This window comes from Pedobacter faecalis (assembly GCF_030182585.1).
Taxonomy (GTDB): domain Bacteria; phylum Bacteroidota; class Bacteroidia; order Sphingobacteriales; family Sphingobacteriaceae; genus Pedobacter; species Pedobacter faecalis.
This window is the reverse complement of record NZ_JARXOW010000001.1, coordinates 475,971-496,204: the sequence shown is the minus strand read 5'-3', so window position 1 is coordinate 496,204 and position 20,234 is coordinate 475,971. Positions and strand designations below refer to the sequence as shown.

The window sequence follows — 20,234 nt, the reverse complement described above, 5'->3', positions numbered from 1 at the left end:
TATTTATATGCAACCCACAAAACACGACTGGACGAAAGATGAGATATCGTCTATATATCATAAGCCTCTGCTGGATTTGATTTATGAAGCAGCTACCATTCATCGCGAAAATCAGGACTATAACGAAGTGCAGATCAGTTCGTTGATATCCATTAAGACTGGCGGATGTGCGGAGGACTGTGCTTATTGTCCGCAGGCGGCACGTTATCATACTGATCTGCAGGTTCAGCCTTTAATGCAGGTGAGCCAGGTGGTGAGTGCTGCTGTTAAAGCTAAGGAGGGTGGTGCGTCAAGGTTGTGCATGGGTGCGGCATGGCGCGAGGTTCGTGATAACCGGGATTTTGACCGCGTAATTGAGATGGTGAAAGCGGTTAATGACATGGACATGGAGGTGTGCTGTACCTTAGGTATGCTTTCTGAAAGCCAGGCACAGCGATTGGCCGATGCAGGGTTGTATGCGTATAACCATAATTTGGATACGTCTGAGGATGATTATAAGCGGATCATTTCTACGCGTACTTATGATGATCGTCTGAACACTATTAAAAATGTGCGTAAGGCGAAACTGACTGTGTGCAGCGGAGGTATCATTGGATTGGGTGAAACTGTGGAGGATAGGGTGTCAATGTTGCATACCCTGGCAAACATGGATGTTCATCCGGAATCTGTTCCGGTTAACGCATTGGTACCTGTAAAGGGTACGCCACTCGAGGATCAGCCGCGTGTGCCGATATGGGATATGGTGAGGATGATAGCGACTGCGCGTATCGTAATGCCAAATTCTGTTGTTCGCCTATCGGCTGGCAGAAATGAGATGAGCACGCTGGAACAGGCGTTTTGTTTTATGGCTGGTGCCAATTCGATTTTTGCGGGCGATAAATTGCTGACTACTCCAAACCCTGCTTTTATTGATGATGTGGCTATGTTCGAGTTACTTGGCCTAAAAACAAGAGAGGCCTTTAAAAAGGGCAGGCCTGCAAATACAGAAAAGCTACAACTTGATGCGCTCGCATAGCTTATAAATATCGTAAGCTACTTTTTGCGTCAGGTCGAACTGCTCAGATATGACCATCTGAGCGGTTTGAATTTCGCCATCTTTACTTGAGCGTCTGATTAAGGGTACATTGTTTACTTGCCCGGTATTGTGCTGCAGGATTTCGATAGTCTGTTTAAAGAGGTATTGGGTGTTTTGGATGACGGGCTTAAGTTCTTCAAGATCAATCCCTGTAAAGTTGTGTTCTTTAACATACAGGGACAAGGTAGCGATATAGGACGACAGCTGATGGTTTAGGGCGGTAAATTGATGCAGTTCTTTCATAATTACCTGCTTGCTTTTTGGCTCTGAGAACATCCGCTGAAAAAGTGAGGCCAGGTTGGCCGTAGTTACGTAAACCTGTTTGCGCGCCACTTTATAATTGGTGAGGTCGCCCAGCGGACCTGAATACAATAAAACAACCTCTTCGAAATATTTCATATTGGCCTGCAGGGTTTCCTGGAGTGCTTCTTTTAGTTTTTCGTGTTCCCAGTTTGGAAACAGGGAGTAGCTGGCGATTAGTGCAATGCCAGAGCCAATCAAGGTGTCGTAGATACGTTCGCGCGCGGCAGACAAGCCTCCGATACCGAGGAAATCAAAGAGTACCAAGATATATGGCGTCATAAACAATACGCTGACCACATAATTTTTGCGCTGAAAACTATAAGATCCGATCATACATATCAGCAGAATGGCAAAGAGGGCGTTCTTATCCTGGATGTATATAAGGATGCCCATGCCGGCAAATGATCCGGCGATTGTGCCGACCAGTCTTTCATAATTGCGTTGTTTTGTAAGACTGAATCCAGGTTTTGAGATCACAAGTATGGTGAGGAGTATCCAATAGCTATGAGAAAAGTTTAATGATTTTGCAACGACAAAGCCGATCAGCATAACGATAGCAACACGTAAGGAGTGCCGGAAGGTTGATGACCTGAACGTAAGGTTTTCCCAGAGCAGATCCGTATCGAAGCTTTGCCGGGTCACGAACTTGTCGACATTTATATTGCGTGTTGTTAGGCTCTTCTTTTTGGCTTTATTGAAATATCCATTTATGGTTTTCAGCCTTGACAGGATGTTCTCAATATTGACCTCAATATTTTTAAGGGCAATGATGCCGAGCGTGGTATAGTTAGCACCCGACTTGTCGGTCTCAAGCTTTACAATTTCAGCTTTTAGCATTTCGACGTCCTTATCAAGATCTGAGGGCAGGTGAGGGGTATTTCCGGCAACGAGCGCAAATCCTATATCGTCCAGTTCGTCCGCAATTTTTATAATAACCTTTTCGTAATGGCTGAGGATTCCGGACGGATCGAACTGTTCATGCAGCCGTTTGTAGTTGTAATATGTCGACATGATCTGCTCAAACAAGTCAACGATGTCTACAAATACAAGCAATAAAAACCGGCCTTCCGGAGTCGATTCACGCACAATTTCGCGGGTCTTAAATAGAACTTCCCGAACCGCATCCTGCTTTTCATGTACCTGGACCTGAAGTTTTAAAAGTTCTGCGTAGGCCTGGTCGTAGTCCGTATTTTCTCTGTAAAATTTAGCTTTGGCGCGAAGGAAATCACTAATTTCATGGATACACTCGCTCAAACTCTGCTGAACCAGCCGATATGGTCGTAGCTTATAAAAGAGGTAGCTGAGCATGGTATACCAGATGCTACCGAGAAACACCAATAAAGCATAAAATAGCACGTCTTGCCAGGGCCTCACGTCGTCGATGCTCAACACCATGACGATCAGCGCCGCCGTGCCAACAGATGCAGCTCTTAGTCCATACAGGAAAAACATAGAAAATACGAAACTGCACAGGGTCAGCACAGCACCTATAAAGTAATCGTTTTTATTGGTCAGCCCGACGATTACGGATATGATCGTGATGAGTCCCGTAGTTACGAGCATCGCATTGCGACGATGAACGATTGGTCCGGGCGAATCTGTAATACTCACACATAACGCGCCCAGTGATAATGTGATGCCGTACTGCAGCATGCCAAACTGTGCGAGAATAAGCGGCGGGCAAAGCACGCCAAAGGAAATCCGCAATCCGTCTGCAAAGTATGTGCTAAGCAGAAAGTCGTGAATACTACGGATTGGGCGATTCAGCATGAACGTCTTTAATAACTATTAGGCCATAATTTATATTATGTTAACTAACGTATCCGCTATGCTTAGAATTCTTCCAGCTTAGACTTTAACTCCTGCACTCTGTCTAGGCGATTTTTCCTGGAATAAATGTCCATTAGCAACTGTACGGTAGCTCTGTCGTTTTGATTGATCTCATGCGCCTGCAACAGAGAAACTTCTGCGCGATTGATTAGTGATGCAAATTGTTGATTTTTATCAGCTGCCGACGTTTTAAGCGCTTCGTTCGCAGACTGTATGTATGCGAGACCGATTTGGTATAAGGCATCGAAATAATTTTCGTCCAGTTCAAGCGCTCTGTTATATGCTAGTTCCGCCGTGCTGAAATTCTTGTTATTCTGATGGAGGTATCCGTAAAGGAAGTACAGCAGTTTATTTTTGGTATCTGCTTTCAACGTGGATTCAATGACTTTTATGGCCGTTGCGTAGCGCTCATTGTCAAGTAAAGTATTGATATAATTACTTGTGAGTCCCTGATCGTGTGGATTCATTCTGAGTCCATCTTCTAACGTACGGATAGCCAGCTCGTTCTCAAATTTTGAGGTGTAAATTCTGGCCAGGTTTTGGAAAAGCAAGGGATTGCGAACGCCGTTTTCCTTTGCTCGTTTGTAATATACCAGCGCATTATCATAATCTTGCACGTTTTGTGCGGCTATAGCTGTATTAATAGCAAGCGCAGTATCTTTCGGAAAAAAGTCACTGACTTCTTTCAGCATTTTATACGCCGTAGAGAAGTCATTATTTGAGAATGCAACCGCCGCTTTATTCTGCTTCCTGATGTTCACGTTATATATTGCCGCATCGATCAGTCTGGAATTGGCTTGGAATTTATCGAGTCGTCTTGCAGAATCAATCGCCTCATTTGCGATCGTATAATAACGTTCTGCGTTGCCTTCGTCTGTATCTATGATAGAAATATAGGAACTAAGATAAGCCTTAATTGCCCATGTCTCCGGCCACTTCTTTGTTTTTCTATCATTCTGCGCCGCCTCACTGGCCTTGATCCCCTCTCCTAGTATGCTGAGTTGCTTCTTAGCATCCTCCTTGGCGTTAATGGCGACCTGTAATTTCCCTATACTGTTTCTCGCAATCTTAACCTGGCTTCTCTGACCGAATGCTGTAACCGAAGCGAACAATGATATTAACAGAATCTGAAGAAATGATAGCTTACTCATAATACAAATTTAAAAAAAAAGAGGGAATAACGTCCCTCTTTATATTCTGATGTTTTAACGTCTTATTTCAACGCATCTATTTGCTTTTGAACCGCGTCGAGATTGGCTTTGTCATCCTTAAAGAAGTAGATCGACTTTAATTTATCCAGCGCTATCTCATTCTTTGGGTTAATTGCTACAGCCGCCTTATAATAAGGCAACGACTGATCTAACAACTTCTTCATTTGTACGCCAAGCTCATTAAATTCTTTCACTTTCTTAGGATCAACTTTATTCCTTTGATCTTGGATATCAGTAGCCTGTTTGAAGTAAGTGTCGCCCATAATCACCTGATAGGTATCGTTTTGGGGATTCTTTTCTATAAGCTTAGTCAACATCGCCTGAGACTTTGCCATGTCGCCTTTCTTCATATAGTAATCAGTTTCCATACCGATCAGATCGCTGTCTTCTGGATATTTAGCTGACGCTTCCTGAATCAAGGCGATTGCAGCCGCACTGTCTTTGAGCTCTCTAAACTGAATGCCAATGAGATCTTTATACAGAATATTACTCTCTGGGTGATTAAGCGCTATGGCTGCCTTATAATTCCGCGCAACCTCGGGATAGTTTTTTAGCTCTCTCGCAATTACTGCAGCATTTACGAACATAAAAGTGTCCTGCGGATTGCGCTTGGTTACCTCGTTAAATGATTCAAGTGCTGTAGGGAGGTCTTTTTTACGATAAGCAAAAACGCCTCGGTTTCTTACTGCGTCCTCAATATTGAGCTTAGCGTTCTGAAGGTTCTCTTTCTCGTCGCCTTTCTTATCAAAAGTCGTTGCTTTTTCAATGGCCTCTTCAGCGATAATCTGCTTTGCTTTGGAGTTAGCGAAATCAAGCGTATCTATCAGCGCGGCGCGCGACGCAAGAAGTGCACGGTAAGACCATGCTTCAGCATTTTCTTTTGTTTTCTCGTGAGCAATTGCCTTATCGGTATGCGCCAAGCCGTCTTCAATCATTTTAAGCGTTTCCGGCAAAGTTTTGGCGCCACTGTTGGCAAGAAGCACCCAGGCACTTTTTGCAGCAGTTACTTCATTTTTTTGTGCATTTGCAATGGATGCTACTCCTGCACAAAGTAAAACTAAAAGTATTTTCTTCATTTTGTTAATTATTAGTTCAACGTTTAATTTATCTATTCCTCGTCATTAGTTTCAGTGTCGCTGTTAGCGTTATCGTCTTCGGGCGCTTGTTCCGTAACGTCAGAACCTCCCTCTTCAACCTCCTCGTCCTCATGTTCAATCTGTGCGACAGATGCAATCTCATCATTTCCCTTCAGGTTGATGAGCTTTACGCCCTGTGTAGCACGACCCATCACCCTTAGTTCACTTACAACTATCCTGATCACAATACCGGATCTGTTAATAATCATCAGGTCATCTGCATCTGTAACGGCCTTTATGGCAACCAAATCCCCGGTCTTATCGGTAATATTGATGGTCTTAACACCCTTACCGCCTCTGTTAGTAACGCGATAATCATCTATATCAGTACGTTTACCATAACCTTTTTCTGAGACCACAAGTACGGTGCTATCAGGATTATCCACAGCAATCATGCCAACCACCTCATCTTTATCATGAGCAAGCGTTACGCCGCGCACACCAGTCGCCGTTCTTCCCATTGGTCTGACAGTTGATTCGTTGAACCTGATGGCCCTTCCGGAACGCAACGCCATCACGATCTCGCTTGTGCCGGTCGTAAGGCTGGCTTCGAGCAGCTGATCACCCTCATTGATGTTTATCGCATTTATACCATTTACCCGCGGACGTGAGTAAGCTTCAAGAGAGGTTTTCTTAATAGTTCCCTTCTTGGTACACATGATAATATAATTGTTCTCCAGATATTCCTGATCTTTCAGGTTTTTCACCTTGATATAAGCCTTGATCTTTTCCTCTTTTGGAATATTGATGATATTCTGTATCGCGCGGCCCTTGCTTTGTCTGCTGCCTTCAGGTATCTCATATACCCTTAGCCAGAAACAGCGACCGGTTTCGGTGAAAAACAACATGTAGTTGTGATTTGAAGCGATCAGCAGGTGTTCAATAAAGTCTTCATTTCGTGAATCGCTGCCTTTAGAACCCTTGCCCCCACGGCCCTGCGTGCGGTACTCGGTAGCAGGTGTGCGCTTAATGTAGCCTTCGTGGGATATCGTTATGACGACTTCTTCATCCTCAATAAAGTCTTCCATGCTCATATCGCCGGCTGCATGAATAATTTCTGTCCGTCGCTCATCCCCGTACTTTTCCGACATTTCTGTCAGTTCGTCTTTGATAATTTGCATCCGCTTACCTTCATCATCCAGGATAGACTGGAGATAATCGATGGTTTTCATCAATTCATTGTATTCCTCTTTGATCTTATCACGTTCCAGACCTGTCAGACGACGTAATGTCATGTCCAATATAGCCCTCGCCTGGATATCTGTAAGGCCGAACTGCTCCATCAAGCCGGTCCTGGCGTCTTCAGGGGTATCAGAGTTACGGATAAGCTTGATTACCTCATCCAGATGATCCAGGGCGATGAGTAAACCCTCCAATATGTGCGCACGCTTTTTTGCTTCGGCAAGCTCAAATTTAGTCCGGCGGATAACCACTTCATGGCGGTGCTCCACGAAGTGACGAATCAGGTCCTTCAGATTAAGCAGTTGCGGCCTGCCATTTACCAGCGCAATGTTGTTTACGCTGAATGAGGTTTGCAGGGCCGTCTGTTTAAATAGGTTGTTTAGGACGATTGAGGCATTCGCATCACGCTTTATTTCGTAAACAATCCGGATACCGTCCTTGTTCGACTCATCTTTGATATTCGAAATTCCCTCTATCTTTTTTTCACCTATAAGTTCTGCCGTACGCTCAATCATTTGTGCCTTGTTTACCTGATAAGGTATTTCGGTCACAATAATAGTCTCTCTGTCTTTATTCGATTCAATTTCGGCCTTTGCCCGCATCACGATACGGCCTCGTCCTGTTTCGAAAGCTTCCTGTACCCCTGTGTAACCATAGATGATGGCTCCAGTAGGAAAATCAGGAGCTTTAATGTGCTTCATCAAATCAGCGATACTGATGTCGTTATCGTCTATATAAGCAATTGTGGCATTAATAGATTCTGTAAGGTTGTGGGGCGGCATGTTCGTTGCCATACCTACAGCAATTCCAGATGATCCGTTAATCAGCAGGTTCGGAACTTTAGAAGGCAAAACTGTTGGCTCCTGCAGGGAATCGTCGAAGTTTAACTGAAAGTCAACCGTATCCTTGTTGATATCAGCAAGCATCTCTTCTGCAATCTTCTGAAAACGTGCCTCGGTGTAACGCATGGCCGCCGGAAAGTCACCGTCGATTGAGCCAAAGTTTCCCTGTCCTTCTACCATCAGATAGCGCAAGCTCCAGTCCTGGGCCATCCTAACCATAGTATTATATACTGATGCGTCGCCATGCGGGTGATATTTACCCAACACTTCTCCGACAATACGTGCTGATTTTTTATAAGGTTTATTGTTCGTTAATCCAAGATCCAACATACCATACAGAACGCGGCGATGAACCGGCTTTAGACCGTCCCGTACATCAGGAAGCGCCCTTGATACGATAACAGACATCGAATAATCAATGTATGCCGAACGCATCTGTTCATCTATATCGATTCTTATTACTTTGTCGTTTTCTTGATTTTCTAAATCTTCTGCCATAAAATGTTAATGTTCCTTAAGAACGATTTAAATGTGGTATTCCTATAACCTTGCGAATCTAATAAAAAATGCACCATAACGGTGCATTGTGGAAAAATTTTAGCGGATAAATTAACAGGGAATTACACCCAGTCAACCCCCTTTTTCAGCCTGCTGAGCGTGTATGCTTCTGGTGATCCGGGAACGGGCTGATGGTTGTAGGTCCATTTGGCAAGCGGGGGCAAACTCATCAGTATAGACTCAATGCGTCCATTGGTCTCCAACCCGAACTTGGTGCCGGCATCGTATACCAGATTAAATTCGGCATACCGGCTCCTTCGCTGGTACTGCCACTCCTTCTCGGTTTCACTGAATTCTTTATCCCGGTTCCGGTCTATAAGTTCTGTATATACAGGAATAAATGTGTTTCCGACCTCAACCGAAAATTCAAGTAAAGCTTCAATTGAAACACCGGTGCTTTCTGGGGTTAGCCTGTCATAAAAAATGCCGCCGATTCCCCTTGTTTCTTCCCTGTGCGGGATATAAAAGTAATCATCGGCCCTTCGCTTGAATTTCGGGTAAAACTGTGCATCGAATTTATCGCAGGCTTGCTTCAACAAGTGATGGAAATAGCGCGCATCCGTGTCGATGATATAATGCGGCGTCAGGTCAATGCCACCACCAAACCATCTTGTTCCCTCATTCAACTCAAAGTACCTGATGTTCATATGAATAATTGGCACGTATGGATTAGACGGGTGCATAACGATTGATACGCCTGTGGCAAAAAATTCATCGCTGTCTACACCTAGTCCCCGTTTTACCGATTCGGGAAGTTTACCATGGACAGCCGAAAAATTCACACCACCCTTTTCGAGCACATTTCCGTTCTGAATAATTCTGGTCCTTCCGCCGCCACCGCCATCGCGCGTCCAGTTTTCCTCCTCGAAAGAGGCCCCGCCATCGGTTTGTTCCAACTCCCTGCATATCTCATCCTGAATTTGCTTAAACGCTGCTACTACCTGATCTCTAAATTCCATTTCGATTACCCTTGTGTCCAAAGATACGCTGATAAACGCTTGTAAAGGGGATATTTAAAGAGATAGTACATTGTTTTGACACTACCAAATGCAGATGTCTATTCTTCAATAAAGTTTAAATCCCGGCCGTAAGTCTCATCGAGGTGATACAAGGCAAATAGTGCCAGACCAACCGTTAGCACAGCAATACAAAGCGCTGCGTTTATGATACCCATTTGCGCCTGCAGGTATTGAAAAAGCAATGTAACCGGGATAAGAGAACCTCTGACCATATTGGGTACACTTGTCGTCACCGTAGCCCTTAGGTTTGTTCCAAACTGTTCCGCCGAGATGGTCACAAATACCACCCAATAGCCGGTAAATAAACCAAATACCACGCAGAGCACATAGAATCCATTGGCAGTCCAGCCGGTACTCAGCAGGTAAACCAGCATCGTGGAGAAGGTAAGCAGTATAAAGATCAGGACAATCTTCTTACGAGTTCTGAAGATCTGACTCAGGGCGCCGCTTAAAAAATCACCCAGGGATATACCGATATAGGTAAACATCACACCCTTTCCGTTGTCAAGCACGTCCCTGGCCTGTAGCGCTTTTCCAAACTCGGGCGCAATGCCGACAAGAATTCCAACCACAAACCATAAGGGTACCGCAATCAGGATGCAGTTTAAATACTTAAAAAATCTGTCCCTGCTTGAAAACAGCATCAGAAAATTCCCTTTCTGAACATCTTTCTTCGCCATGCGCTCGAACAGACCAGACTCGAACACGCCGAATCGAAGCAGTAAAAGCAAAATTCCCAGTCCCCCACCAACAAAAAAAGCTGTCCGCCATTCAAACATATCGCCTACAACATAAGCCGCCACCGCGCCCATCAAACCAATGCCGGCTACCAGCATTGTGCCGTATCCCCTGTTTTCCTTGCTCATGCTTTCACTAACAAGGGTAATGCCCGCACCCAGTTCACCTGCAAGGCCCACCCCCGCAATAAACCTAAGCGCGGCGTACATGGGGATTGTGGTCACAAAACCGTTTGCAATGTTTGCCAGCGAGTACATGATGATAGAACCGAACAATACAGACAACCGGCCTTTTTTATCCCCCAAAACGCCCCAGAAAATACCGCCGATAAGTAAGCCCGCCATCTGCCAGTTCATCAAATAGAGACCAACTTCTGTAATTTGGTCGGGAGCAACACCCAAGGCACTAAGACTTTTGTTTTTAATGATCAGGAAGAGGAGCAGATCGTAAATATCTACAAAATAGCCGAGCGCAGCCACGAGAATTAAAAGCGAAACACTTCCGCTCTGTTTTCCGTTAGTCATATGGTTTAATTTGGATGCTGAAAGTACAAACAAATTAAACACATCTGCAAGAAATTGAAAAAAAATGCCCGGCTAAATTACCGGGCCAGGTTCACAACGTATCAGGTGGCATAGTGGTTGTGTCCGGCGGCATCGCTGCCGTATCCGGTGGCACAGTACCCGTTGTATCTAACGGACTCATCGAAGTATCTGTCTGAGTGCTGTCTGTACCGTCCGACACGCTTTTTGTCGAGTTGCATGCTGACCCTGCAATCGCTACAGCGAAAGCAAAAACCATGCTTAAGATTAACTTTTCATAAGAGATGAATTTCGTGTTTAACTAAGTTTACATTTATCAAAACATTGATTATCATATCGTTGAACAATCTGAATTCTGAAAGGTTTTAAAAAAGGCTTCGGGCCTTTCATAGTTCAATAATCTTTCTGATATTGTAGCATCATGATCGTATCAGAGCGTACCTTGAAATGGGGATTATCCCTATACCCTCCGATGTTGTTTCAACGGATTTGGATCAGAAATTTCCATAAAGGTTTCCGTGGAGTAGATGTAAAAATCAGCCGGAGTATCATCAACCGAAACTATAACGGTTCCATATTCGGTGGAACTATTTACTCGGCTACGGACCCGTTTTACGCCATCCTTTTTGATCAGTTATTGCAACGGCGAGGTTTCAAAGTACGGGTGTGGCTTAAAAGTGCATCCATTCAGTACCTCAAACCGGGAAGAAGCAATCTCTATTTCACGATTAAGGTTAGCGACGAGATGTTGGAAGACGCCGTGCAGGCATTGAGTACTCAGGGAAAATTTATAAGGGCTTATCCCATCGAGGTGTGCAATTCTGAGGGAGAAATTTGCGCAAGCGTGATAAACGAAGTATATATTCGCAATCTTCATCAGGGTGAGATATCCAGGGTAGCGTATTAAAAAAACCAGAAATGAATATCAGGAAGCTAATTTTGCAGGGCGAAGGGACAACACTGGATTTTAAGAAAACGATAACCAGTACAGAAAAGATCTCCAAGAGCCTTGTGGCCTTCGCAAATAATAAAGGGGGTAAACTGCTTATCGGTGTTGCCGACGATGGCAGCATCAAAGGTGTCAAATCTGAAGACGAAGAACGGTATATGATCACCAAAGCAGCACATCAGTATTGCAAACCTGCTCTTGAGCCCGAATTCGAAGAAGTATATGTAGATGACAAGCTGGTCCTTGTTGTCAATATCGCTGAAAGCGAGCTCAAACCTCACTACGCGCTTGATGAGCACAAGAAGTGGTGGGTATACTATCGCGTTAAGGACAAAAGCATTCTGGCCAGTAAGATACTGGTAGACGTGATCAAAAAGAGCAACAACCAGGAACCGAATATTATCAATTATACGGATCAGGAAAAGCAGTTGTTTGATTATCTGAACGAACAGGGAAGAATAACTCTAAAAGAGTTTAGCAAGCTTACAAGAAGTTCCTATAAGAAAGCTCAGAAGATACTGGTCAGCCTCATCATCAGCGGTGTTATCCGTCCGCATATCTCAGAGAAAGAGGAATATTTTACAGCGGTCTGAATATTTATTACACCTTAAGCTGACGCAATTGCGGCTTAAAAAGCCGACTTTTGCAAAATGTTTCAGGAAATCCGTCGAAAGTACAAACCCTATTACGCAGACAACCTCCGTCTGGCGATGCCGATCGTTGTGTCGCAACTGGGGCATACCATGGTGCATCTGGCCGACAGTGTCATCGTAGGGCACTTTGCCGGAACAGTTCAGCTTGCTGCAGTATCGCTGGTAAATAGTTTGTTCACCATAGTTATGGTATTGGGTATAGGTATCGCCTATGGCCTTACGCCGCTTATCGCGCAGGAAAACGGAAAGAGAAATTACGACGAATGCGGAAAACTGCTGTCAAACAGTTTAGCGATCAATATCGTAGCCTCGTTAGTTCTTTACGCATTTATATATCTGGGAACCTTGCTGGTCATAGACCATATCGGACAGTCGCCAGAAGTTGTCCGGCATGCAAAGCCGTACCTGGCGTATCTTGGTATTTCCATCATTCCACTGATGATTTTTCAAAGTTTCAAGCAATTTACAGAGGGCCTTGGTTTTACCAAACAGGCCATGTACATATCCGTATGGGGAAATATCATCAATATAGTGCTGGGTATTGTATTCGTCAAAGGAATGTTCGGGATCAGCGCAATGGGTGTGGCAGGCGTTGGGCTAAGCACGTTAATCGATCGTATGATCATGGCGACTGTGATCATCATCTATGTATTGCGGTCGAGGCACTTCAAAATTTATATCAAACATTTTAAACTGGCGCTCATAGAAAAAGTACGCACAATCAAGATCCTGAAGATCGGCGCACCGGTAGCCCTGCAATATGTTTTCGAGATCAGCGCGTTCAGCATGGCCGCCATTCTCATAGGCACTATAGGCGCCGTAGAGCAAGCCGCACACCAGGTCGCAATCAACCTGGCCGCAGTCACCTATATGATGGCCAGTGGTGTAGCCTCCGCCGCCACGATCAAAACGGGCAATAACTACGGTAAGGGCCATTTTGCTGATCTGAGGTTTTCCGCCATTGCAAGTTACCATGTCGTTGTGATGTTTATGACGGCGACTGCGCTCATTTTCATCTTTGCAAATCAGCTCTTGCCATACATTTATACCTCAGATATCGATGTTATTGAGATTGCCAGCGGCCTGCTGATCATTGCAGGATTGTTTCAGTTGTTCGACGGTACTCAAGTTGTTGGACTCGGCATACTCAGGGGTATCGGCGATGTAAACGTCCCTACCATAATAACTTTCATGTCATACTGGATCCTGGGCCTGCCACTCGCGTACCTGCTTGGTATCAGGCTTGGCCTTGGCGTAAACGGAATCTGGTACGGTCTTACTATTGGATTGCTCGCCGCCTCTCTCATGCTGTATCTCAGGTTTAGAAAAAAGGTATCGGGCACGGCGCCCATATCAGCCTAAGGTTATTTCTCACTATAAATCAACCATTTATACATTAATCACCTAAATAATTTTGTGAAGTGGAAAACATGTAATAATATTGTCTACTAAAATGATGGATTTTATATGGTAACAAGCACACAGGAAAATAAATGGAAAAGGGTCGCGTATCTGTGTCTTATCATTCTTGCTGTTGTGTTCATTGGCTATGCGTTATATTCTTCACTTGGTTATGCGTCGGTTGTTGCATACGGAAAACAGATATACGGGCAAATAGACGACATGTTTATTTGGATGCTACTTGTCGGCTTTGTAGCACAGCTTGTTGATGGCGCCTTAGGGATGGGATACGGCGTTGTGTCGACCACCCTCCTGCTGTCTGGCGGACTAAATCCGGCCGTTATATCGGGTAGTATACATACCGCTGAGATGTTTTCGAGCGGAGCCTCAGGATTCAGCCACTATCGCTTTGGCAACGTCAATAAGAAACTGTTCAAAACCTTACTTATACCAGGGGTACTGGGCGCAATTGCCGGTGCATTGTTGCTCAGCTACGCGGGAGAGGCATTTTCCGTATATATTCGTCCGGTGATCTCTCTTTATACACTGCTATTGGGTATACGCATTCTCACCAATGCATTTAAAGAAAAAAGAAAACCACAAAAAGTAAAGCGCGCGGGCTGGCTTGCTGGTGCAGGCGGCTTCCTCGACTCGTTTGGCGGTGGTGGTTGGGGGCCTCTCGTTACCTCAACCCTGATATCGAAAGGACGAACTCCGAAATATGTTATCGGATCGGTAAGCTTAACCGAATTTTTTGTTACAATGGCCAGCGCCGTAACATTCTTTTTCATACTAGGTGTCAGTCACTGGCAGTCTATCCTGGGACTGATCGTAGGTGGTGTACTTGCTGCTCCAATTGCGGCCAGGCTTGTAGGCCGCCTACCCATAAAAAAGATGTTTATCGGCGTAGGCGTAATCGTGATTATTTCCAGCGTACGGATCATCTGGAAGGCCATATCCGGAATGCTATAATTGTCCAATCACGGTAGGCGCAACCTTGTAAATGGTTGTCTGACGGTAGGTCTCACCCGGCCGCAATATAGTTGTCGGTAAGTCCGGTACATTAACACTATTTGGTGCGTGCTGGGTTTCAACGCAAAAAGCGCTATAAGGCCCGTAGTGTCGTCCCTCCTTACCTTGCTTCACATCAAGAAACTTAGCTGTATAAAAATGCGCAACCGGTTCCGTTGTATAAACATATAGCGTTAACCCGCTCTCTGCTTCCGAAGTCTCGGTAGCCAGCGTTAACTCGCCATATTCTTTGTCGAGCAGAAATGTTTGGTCGTAACCCTCCTCCGGATCCCAGTCCTGGCCGATCGGCTTTGCTCCCTGGAAATCATATTTGGTTCCGGCGACAGCGACTTGGCGACCTGTAACTACATATCGTTCATCTTGTTCTAAATACTTACTCGCCGCTATCCTGTGCAGGTGGTCTTTCACTGATCCGCCGGTCGGAGAAAGGTTAAAATAGCCATGATGCGTCAGGTTAACAGCAGTTGGCTCGTCAGTGCTGGTTTTGAAGTCGAGAACTAACTCATCATCATCCGTAAGTTTGAAGGTGAGCTCTACCAATAAGTTGCCTGGAAAGTTCTCCTCACCTGCCGGACTCAGGTATCTCATCGTTACCGTAGGGTCAATGGTGGGTAATATGTCCCACACCTTTCTATCAAAGCCTATATCTCCTCCGTGCAGAGTGTCCTGCCCTTTAGCCAGCGACAATTGATATTCCTTACCGTCAATATTAAAGCGCCCATCTTTAATCCGGTTGGCATACCGTCCGATAACTGCCCCCAAATAGGGATAATTTTCCAAATATGCCTCGCTGGTGTAACTATCAATATCCTCAAAGCCCAGCACAATATCCTGCCTTTCCCCCTGCGCGTTGGTTACGATAAACTTACTGACAATGGCTCCATAATTATAGACCTTCACATAACTCCCTTTGGCGTTTGTTAACTCGACCGCCAGAACCTCTTTTCCATCAATAATTTTACCCGTGTGGATCAGCTTTGTATTCATATATGTATATTTAGGGCTTATTTTTTAAACAATACTATCAATAGTTTACCGAATCTGGAATAAAAATTTGAAATATACTGAAAAATGAAAGCTGAAATCACTGAAAAATTCTTAGCGATATATGGACAGGAGCCTGCCAAACATTATTTTACACCGGGACGTGTGAATCTCATCGGAGAGCACATTGACTACAACGGAGGCCTGGTTATGCCGTGTGCAGTAACCATGGGTACCTGGCTGGCCCTTGCCCCTAACAACGACGGCGTGCTAAGATTCAGAAGTTTGAATTTCGACGAACATGCGGAAATGCCGCTCCAGAAAGCATATAGCAAGACGGGTCCGGAATGGTATAATTATCCACTCGGTGTTTTTCATGAAATGCAGAAACAGCATGAGATCAATACCGGATTGGATATGTTGTTTTTTGGCAATATCCCTATCGGCTCCGGCCTGTCTTCTTCGGCCTCTATTGAAGTTGCCATGGCATATGCGCTCAACGATTATTTCAATTTGGATTACAGCAAACTGGATATTCCATTGCTGGCTCAGAAAGTTGAGAATCAGTTTATCGGTGTAAACTGTGGTATTATGGACCAGTTTGCGGTAGCCTTCGGCGAAACCGATAAAGCAATTGTATTGAACTGCGATACGCTAGACCATAACATTGTCGACTGTAACCTGGGCGAATATAACTTGGCGATCATTAACACGAACAAACCGCGTAAACTGGCAGAGTCGAAATATAACGAGCGGGTCTCCGAATGTAAAACTGCACTTGGGGAACTTAACGCTGAATTGAACCTTAGTAATCTCTGTGAACTGGACGGTGAACAATTTGATCAGTATAAGCACCTGATAAGCGATGCCGTAGTATTGAAGCGTGCAACCCACGTGGTGGCTGAGAATGACCGGGTTAACCATGCTGCAAAGGCGCTGAACAGCGGCGATCTGAAGGCTTTCGGCCAACTGATGTACGGTTCTCATCAATCGCTTAAAGAGCTGTATGAAGTTACCGGTCGCGAGCTTGACACAGTTGTGGAATTTTGCGCTCAATACCCCGATGTGATCGGTGCAAGGATGACTGGTGCTGGCTTTGGCGGCTGTGCCATAGCATTACTGAAAAAAGGACAGGAAGAGGATTTTAAAACCAAACTAACTGCCTTCTATACGGATAGGATTGGTTACGCGCCGACGGTGTATATCAGCGATATCGGACATGGTGCTTCAAGCATCTGATCCATGCAGAAGCTGAAATCAGAAGAGCTTAACCGGCCTTCAGTAGAAGAATTCAAAGATCAGGAAAAGCTGCCTGTCGTTGTCGTGCTCGATAACGTGCGGAGTATGCACAATGTGGGTTCTGTATTCAGAACAGCTGATGGCTTTTCCGTATCAAAAATAGTGCTGTGCGGCATTACTGCACAGCCTCCACATCGAGAAATAGAAAAAACCGCATTAGGCGCCACGCAGTCTGTCGACTGGGAATACGTTGCTGAGACCTGTGCCGCAATCGCTGAACTGCGCCTGCAGGGCTATAAGATACTTGCCATTGAGCAGGCACAAGGCAGCGTGATGCTGAACGCCTATCTACCCCTGCCGAAGGAGAAGTACGCGCTTGTATTCGGCAATGAGGTAAACGGCGTCAGCGATGAGGTAATGGCGGCGGTCGACGGCTGCATAGAAATTCCTCAGTTTGGCACCAAGCATTCCTTTAATATTGTTATCTCGGCAGGTATTGTCCTGTGGGATTTCTTTTCTAAACTGAGATTAGATACCGGCCGGAGTTAATCATCCGGCCAAAAAACTGTCTTAATAAAGTAAGAACCTCAGGAAAACACAGACTATGTCGGCGCAATAGATTTTCTTTGTTGCCAATTAACAGTCTATGAGATTATCCTTTTTCCTGTTTCTTTGCCTTGTATTAGCGGGCTGCAATCATTTTGAATTTAGTCCCAATCAGGCGTTCGACCGTAATTCCTTCAGAGACATCAACAACAGAAATCTGAAGAAACTTGGCTCGGGCGCAACAGACGACACCGTTCGCTTTGTACTTACCGGCGATAGCCAGAAATCAAGAGACGAAACAGTCGCCTTTTGCAAGGCGGTGAACGCACTGCCCGGTATCGATTTCGTTGTACTGGCTGGCGATATATCCGAGTTCGGCGTACTCAAGGAAATGGAATGGATATCGAGAGCACTGGAAGACCTTAACCCGCCATACGTAGCAGTTGTAGGCAATCACGATCTCGTAGCCCGTGGGAAGGACGTATTTCTGAACATGTTCGGGGAGTTAAATTATTCCTTTACCTACGGCGGAATTAAATTTGTATGCCACGATACCAACGGGAGAGAGTATCAGTTTAACGGACAAACCCCTGATATGCAATGGCTCCAGCATCAGCTTAAGCCGGAAAATGGAGTAACCGGTTACATCGCTATTTCACATGTACCCCCAAATAATCCAGACTTCGATCCGGGGCTTGTAAAACCTTATACTGATACAATGGTACAAACGCCGGGTTTACTCGCCTCACTGCACGGGCACACCCACCAGTTTGAAGAGTACTTTGCGGGCGACAGAAAGGTTCCCTTTATCATAACCAGTGCAATGGCCGATAGCGAGTTTCTCGTCATCGAGGTTGTTAATAACAATTTAACCTACAAACGTGTCAGTTTCTAAATATATTCCATTTTTGCTTATCCTTTTAAGCGCGACGGCTCAGGCCCAAATTTTTAAAGCTTTAATTCCAGATGAAGCCATAGTCCAATATGCCGGCAGCATCGGCTACTTCAGCGCCGGTGCCGGATACGATATCCTCGCGAATAAAAAGGGCCGCTTAGATTTTCATTATGGATACGTGCCACAGAATAAAGGTGGCAAACTTAATATTGCCACAGTAAAATTCGCTTATAAGCCCTGGGAAATCGGCATTGGAAAGACAACTAAATTCTATCCTTTAAATCCAGGTATATTTTTGAGCTATACTTTCCATAAAGAACTTTCCTTTAATTTCGACACGGAGCAATACCCTAAAGACTATTACTATTGGTCGGAGGCTTTACGTCCGCACCTGTCGGTAAGCAACGAAGTCGACATCAGTACAGCAAAACTCTTTAAGACGAATACCATCAAAAAACTGGGCGTCTATATCGAGGCAAACACTAACGATTACTATCTGGTTAACTATTTCCAAAATATGTCGGCACTCACCATTACCGATGTATTTCAGCTGGGACTCGGACTACGTGTCAGATACTAAAAAGGCGCACTGCTCATAAGCAGTGCGCCTTTAAATATATTAAACGAAGACTATGCGTATGGTATGCCATCTTTAGAAGGCAGACTGCTGTGCCCCATCAGGTACTGATCTACCTTCCTGGCCGCCTCACGCCCTTCAGATATCGCCCATACAACCAGCGACTGGCCTCTGCGCATATCTCCGGCGGCGAAAATCTTAGCAATATTGGTCTGGTATTTACCTTCCTCAGCTTTAACATTACCCCGCGCGTCAAGCTCAACTCCAAGCTTCTCCAATAACCCGTCTTTTTGCGGATAAAGGAAGCCCATAGCTAGTAATACAAGCTGACATGGCAAATCACGTACGGTATCAGCCTTTTCCTTAAAATTGACTGGTCTGCCGGCCGCATCAATTTCCCATTCTACGTCCACTACCCTAACTGCTTTCAGATTGCCATTTTCATCCTTAATGAATTCTTTAGTGTTCACTCCCCAGAAACGTTCGCAACCCTCTTCATGGGAGGTTGTTACTTTAAGCAGCATTGGATAAGTAGGCCATGGCATATTCGATGTACGGGACGAAGAAGGCATAGGCATAATTTCAAACTGGGTAACCGATCTGGCACCCTGGCGATTGGAAGTTCCGATACAGTCAGAGCCTGTATCACCACCGCCGATCACGATGACATCTTTACCTGTCGCCAGGATGTCCTCACCCTGTACCGGGATATTCCTAACCCGTTTGTTCTGTTGCTTAAGGAAGTCCATCGCAAAGTGTATACCCTTTGCATCCCTCCCTGTGGCCGGAAGATCGCGCGGTATGGTTGAGCCGCCTGCCAGAATAATCGCCTGATTTTCGCGAAGCAAAGTGTTAAGCTCTACGTTAACCCCAACATTGGCGTTACACTTAAATACAACCCCTTCCTTCTCCATCAGACTAATCCTGCGGCTTACCACATCTTTTTGAAGCTTGAAATCTGGGATACCATAGTTTAACAGTCCACCTGGTGTATCATCACGCTCGTATACCACAACCTCATGGCCAGCCTTATTCAACTGTGCGGCAGCGGCCATTCCTGCCGGACCAGAACCAATCACGGCAACTTTCTTACCTGTACGGATCAGTGGAGGCTCGGCTTTGATATAGCCTTTGCTGAACGCCATCTCAATAATGTGCTTTTCTATCTCTTCGATAGAAACCGGCGACTTGTTGATACCCAGTACACAAGCAGATTCGCAAGGCGCCGGACAAATCCTTCCGGTGAATTCAGGGAAGTTATTGGTGCTCAGTAAAATAGTTGTAGCTAGCTGCCAGTCACCTTTATATACAGCCTCGTTAAACTCCGGTATCACGTTGCCAAGCGGGCAGCCCGACTGGCAAAACGGTACTCCGCAATCCATACACCGCGCAGCCTGCTTGTTCACATCCTCCAGCTCAAGCGCGTGTACAAATTCGTTATAATGTTTCAGGCGCTCTTGTGCATCTTCTTTTACAGGAGCAACCCTTTCGTATTCTAAAAATCCAGTTACTTTTCCCATAA

The 20,234-nt window shown here is 45.2% G+C and carries 18 protein-coding genes; 9 read left to right on the top strand and 9 right to left on the bottom strand.

The features are described from left to right. Window positions 1-7 precede the first annotated feature (7 nt). Window positions 8-1,015 (top strand): biotin synthase BioB, encoded by a 1,008-nt coding sequence (gene bioB / locus QEP07_RS02190; RefSeq protein ID WP_285008320.1) that lies wholly within the window; start codon window positions 8-10, stop codon window positions 1,013-1,015. Here the strand turns inward: bioB and QEP07_RS02185 are convergent. The 7 genes from QEP07_RS02185 to QEP07_RS02155 all read right to left on the bottom strand — a co-directional run bounded on the left by QEP07_RS02185 (window position 992) and on the right by QEP07_RS02155 (window position 10,695). Next, complete coding sequence (locus QEP07_RS02185) at window positions 992-3,148, bottom strand: FUSC family protein (RefSeq protein ID WP_285008319.1); 2,157 nt, start codon at window positions 3,146-3,148, stop codon at window positions 992-994. The two genes, bioB and QEP07_RS02185, sit on opposite strands and share 24 nt — an antisense overlap. A gap of 62 nt (window positions 3,149-3,210) precedes the next feature. Beyond that, entirely contained in the window at window positions 3,211-4,359 is a 1,149-nt protein-coding gene (locus tag QEP07_RS02180; RefSeq protein ID WP_256005937.1) for a tetratricopeptide repeat protein, read from the bottom strand. Window positions 4,360-4,421: 62 nt separating this feature from the next. Continuing rightward, window positions 4,422-5,495: a tetratricopeptide repeat protein gene (locus tag QEP07_RS02175; RefSeq protein WP_285008318.1), complete on the bottom strand. Its 1,074-nt coding sequence runs from the start codon at window positions 5,493-5,495 to the stop codon at window positions 4,422-4,424. A 32-nt stretch (window positions 5,496-5,527) separates the two neighbouring features. Then, window positions 5,528-8,077 carry a DNA gyrase subunit A gene (gyrA, locus tag QEP07_RS02170; protein WP_285008317.1) on the bottom strand — a complete coding sequence of 850 codons (2,550 nt, stop codon included), beginning with the start codon at window positions 8,075-8,077 and terminating at the stop codon, window positions 5,528-5,530. A gap of 122 nt (window positions 8,078-8,199) precedes the next feature. Then, the gene (gene hemF, locus QEP07_RS02165) at window positions 8,200-9,096 is read right to left on the bottom strand and encodes an oxygen-dependent coproporphyrinogen oxidase (protein ID WP_285008316.1); all 897 of its coding nucleotides are present in this window, start codon (window positions 9,094-9,096) and stop codon (window positions 8,200-8,202) included. A 98-nt stretch (window positions 9,097-9,194) separates the two neighbouring features. Next, window positions 9,195-10,418, bottom strand: a complete 1,224-nt coding sequence (locus tag QEP07_RS02160; protein WP_285008315.1) for an MFS transporter — start codon at window positions 10,416-10,418, stop codon at window positions 9,195-9,197. A gap of 91 nt (window positions 10,419-10,509) precedes the next feature. Continuing rightward, window positions 10,510-10,695, bottom strand: a complete 186-nt coding sequence (locus QEP07_RS02155) for a coproporphyrinogen III oxidase (RefSeq protein WP_285008314.1) — start codon at window positions 10,693-10,695, stop codon at window positions 10,510-10,512. Between the two features lie 162 nt (window positions 10,696-10,857). Here QEP07_RS02155 and QEP07_RS02150 point away from each other — a divergent pair, with 162 nt between their 5' ends. The 4 genes from QEP07_RS02150 to QEP07_RS02135 all read left to right on the top strand — a co-directional run bounded on the left by QEP07_RS02150 (window position 10,858) and on the right by QEP07_RS02135 (window position 14,411). Then, window positions 10,858-11,343 carry a DUF4442 domain-containing protein gene (locus tag QEP07_RS02150; RefSeq protein ID WP_285008312.1) on the top strand — a complete coding sequence of 162 codons (486 nt, stop codon included), beginning with the start codon at window positions 10,858-10,860 and terminating at the stop codon, window positions 11,341-11,343. Window positions 11,344-11,354: 11 nt separating this feature from the next. Further along, the gene (locus QEP07_RS02145; protein ID WP_256005950.1) at window positions 11,355-11,978 is read left to right on the top strand and encodes an AlbA family DNA-binding domain-containing protein; all 624 of its coding nucleotides are present in this window, start codon (window positions 11,355-11,357) and stop codon (window positions 11,976-11,978) included. Window positions 11,979-12,035: 57 nt separating this feature from the next. Further along, complete coding sequence (locus QEP07_RS02140) at window positions 12,036-13,400, top strand: MATE family efflux transporter (RefSeq protein WP_285008311.1); 1,365 nt, start codon at window positions 12,036-12,038, stop codon at window positions 13,398-13,400. Between the two features lie 105 nt (window positions 13,401-13,505). Beyond that, complete coding sequence (locus tag QEP07_RS02135; protein ID WP_285008310.1) at window positions 13,506-14,411, top strand: sulfite exporter TauE/SafE family protein; 906 nt, start codon at window positions 13,506-13,508, stop codon at window positions 14,409-14,411. Here QEP07_RS02135 and QEP07_RS02130 read toward each other — a convergent pair. Further along, entirely contained in the window at window positions 14,406-15,458 is a 1,053-nt protein-coding gene (locus tag QEP07_RS02130) for an aldose epimerase family protein (protein WP_285008309.1), read from the bottom strand. The two genes, QEP07_RS02135 and QEP07_RS02130, sit on opposite strands and share 6 nt — an antisense overlap. A gap of 84 nt (window positions 15,459-15,542) precedes the next feature. Between QEP07_RS02130 and QEP07_RS02125 the strand changes: the two genes are divergently transcribed. The 4 genes from QEP07_RS02125 (at window position 15,543) to QEP07_RS02110 (ending at window position 18,715) form a co-directional block, all read left to right on the top strand. After that, complete coding sequence (locus QEP07_RS02125; protein WP_285008308.1) at window positions 15,543-16,694, top strand: galactokinase; 1,152 nt, start codon at window positions 15,543-15,545, stop codon at window positions 16,692-16,694. A 3-nt stretch (window positions 16,695-16,697) separates the two neighbouring features. Further along, window positions 16,698-17,243 carry an RNA methyltransferase gene (locus QEP07_RS02120; RefSeq protein ID WP_285008307.1) on the top strand — a complete coding sequence of 182 codons (546 nt, stop codon included), beginning with the start codon at window positions 16,698-16,700 and terminating at the stop codon, window positions 17,241-17,243. A 97-nt stretch (window positions 17,244-17,340) separates the two neighbouring features. Continuing rightward, entirely contained in the window at window positions 17,341-18,135 is a 795-nt protein-coding gene (locus tag QEP07_RS02115) for a metallophosphoesterase family protein (protein WP_285008306.1), read from the top strand. After that, window positions 18,122-18,715, top strand: coding sequence for a hypothetical protein (locus tag QEP07_RS02110; RefSeq protein WP_285008305.1), 594 nt, complete (start codon window positions 18,122-18,124; stop codon window positions 18,713-18,715). Before QEP07_RS02115 ends, QEP07_RS02110 begins: the two co-directional genes overlap by 14 nt. A 50-nt stretch (window positions 18,716-18,765) precedes the next feature. Here the strand turns inward: QEP07_RS02110 and QEP07_RS02105 are convergent, their stop codons facing one another. Next, window positions 18,766-20,232: a glutamate synthase subunit beta gene (locus tag QEP07_RS02105; protein ID WP_285008304.1), complete on the bottom strand. Its 1,467-nt coding sequence runs from the start codon at window positions 20,230-20,232 to the stop codon at window positions 18,766-18,768. Window positions 20,233-20,234: the final 2 nt, after the last annotated feature.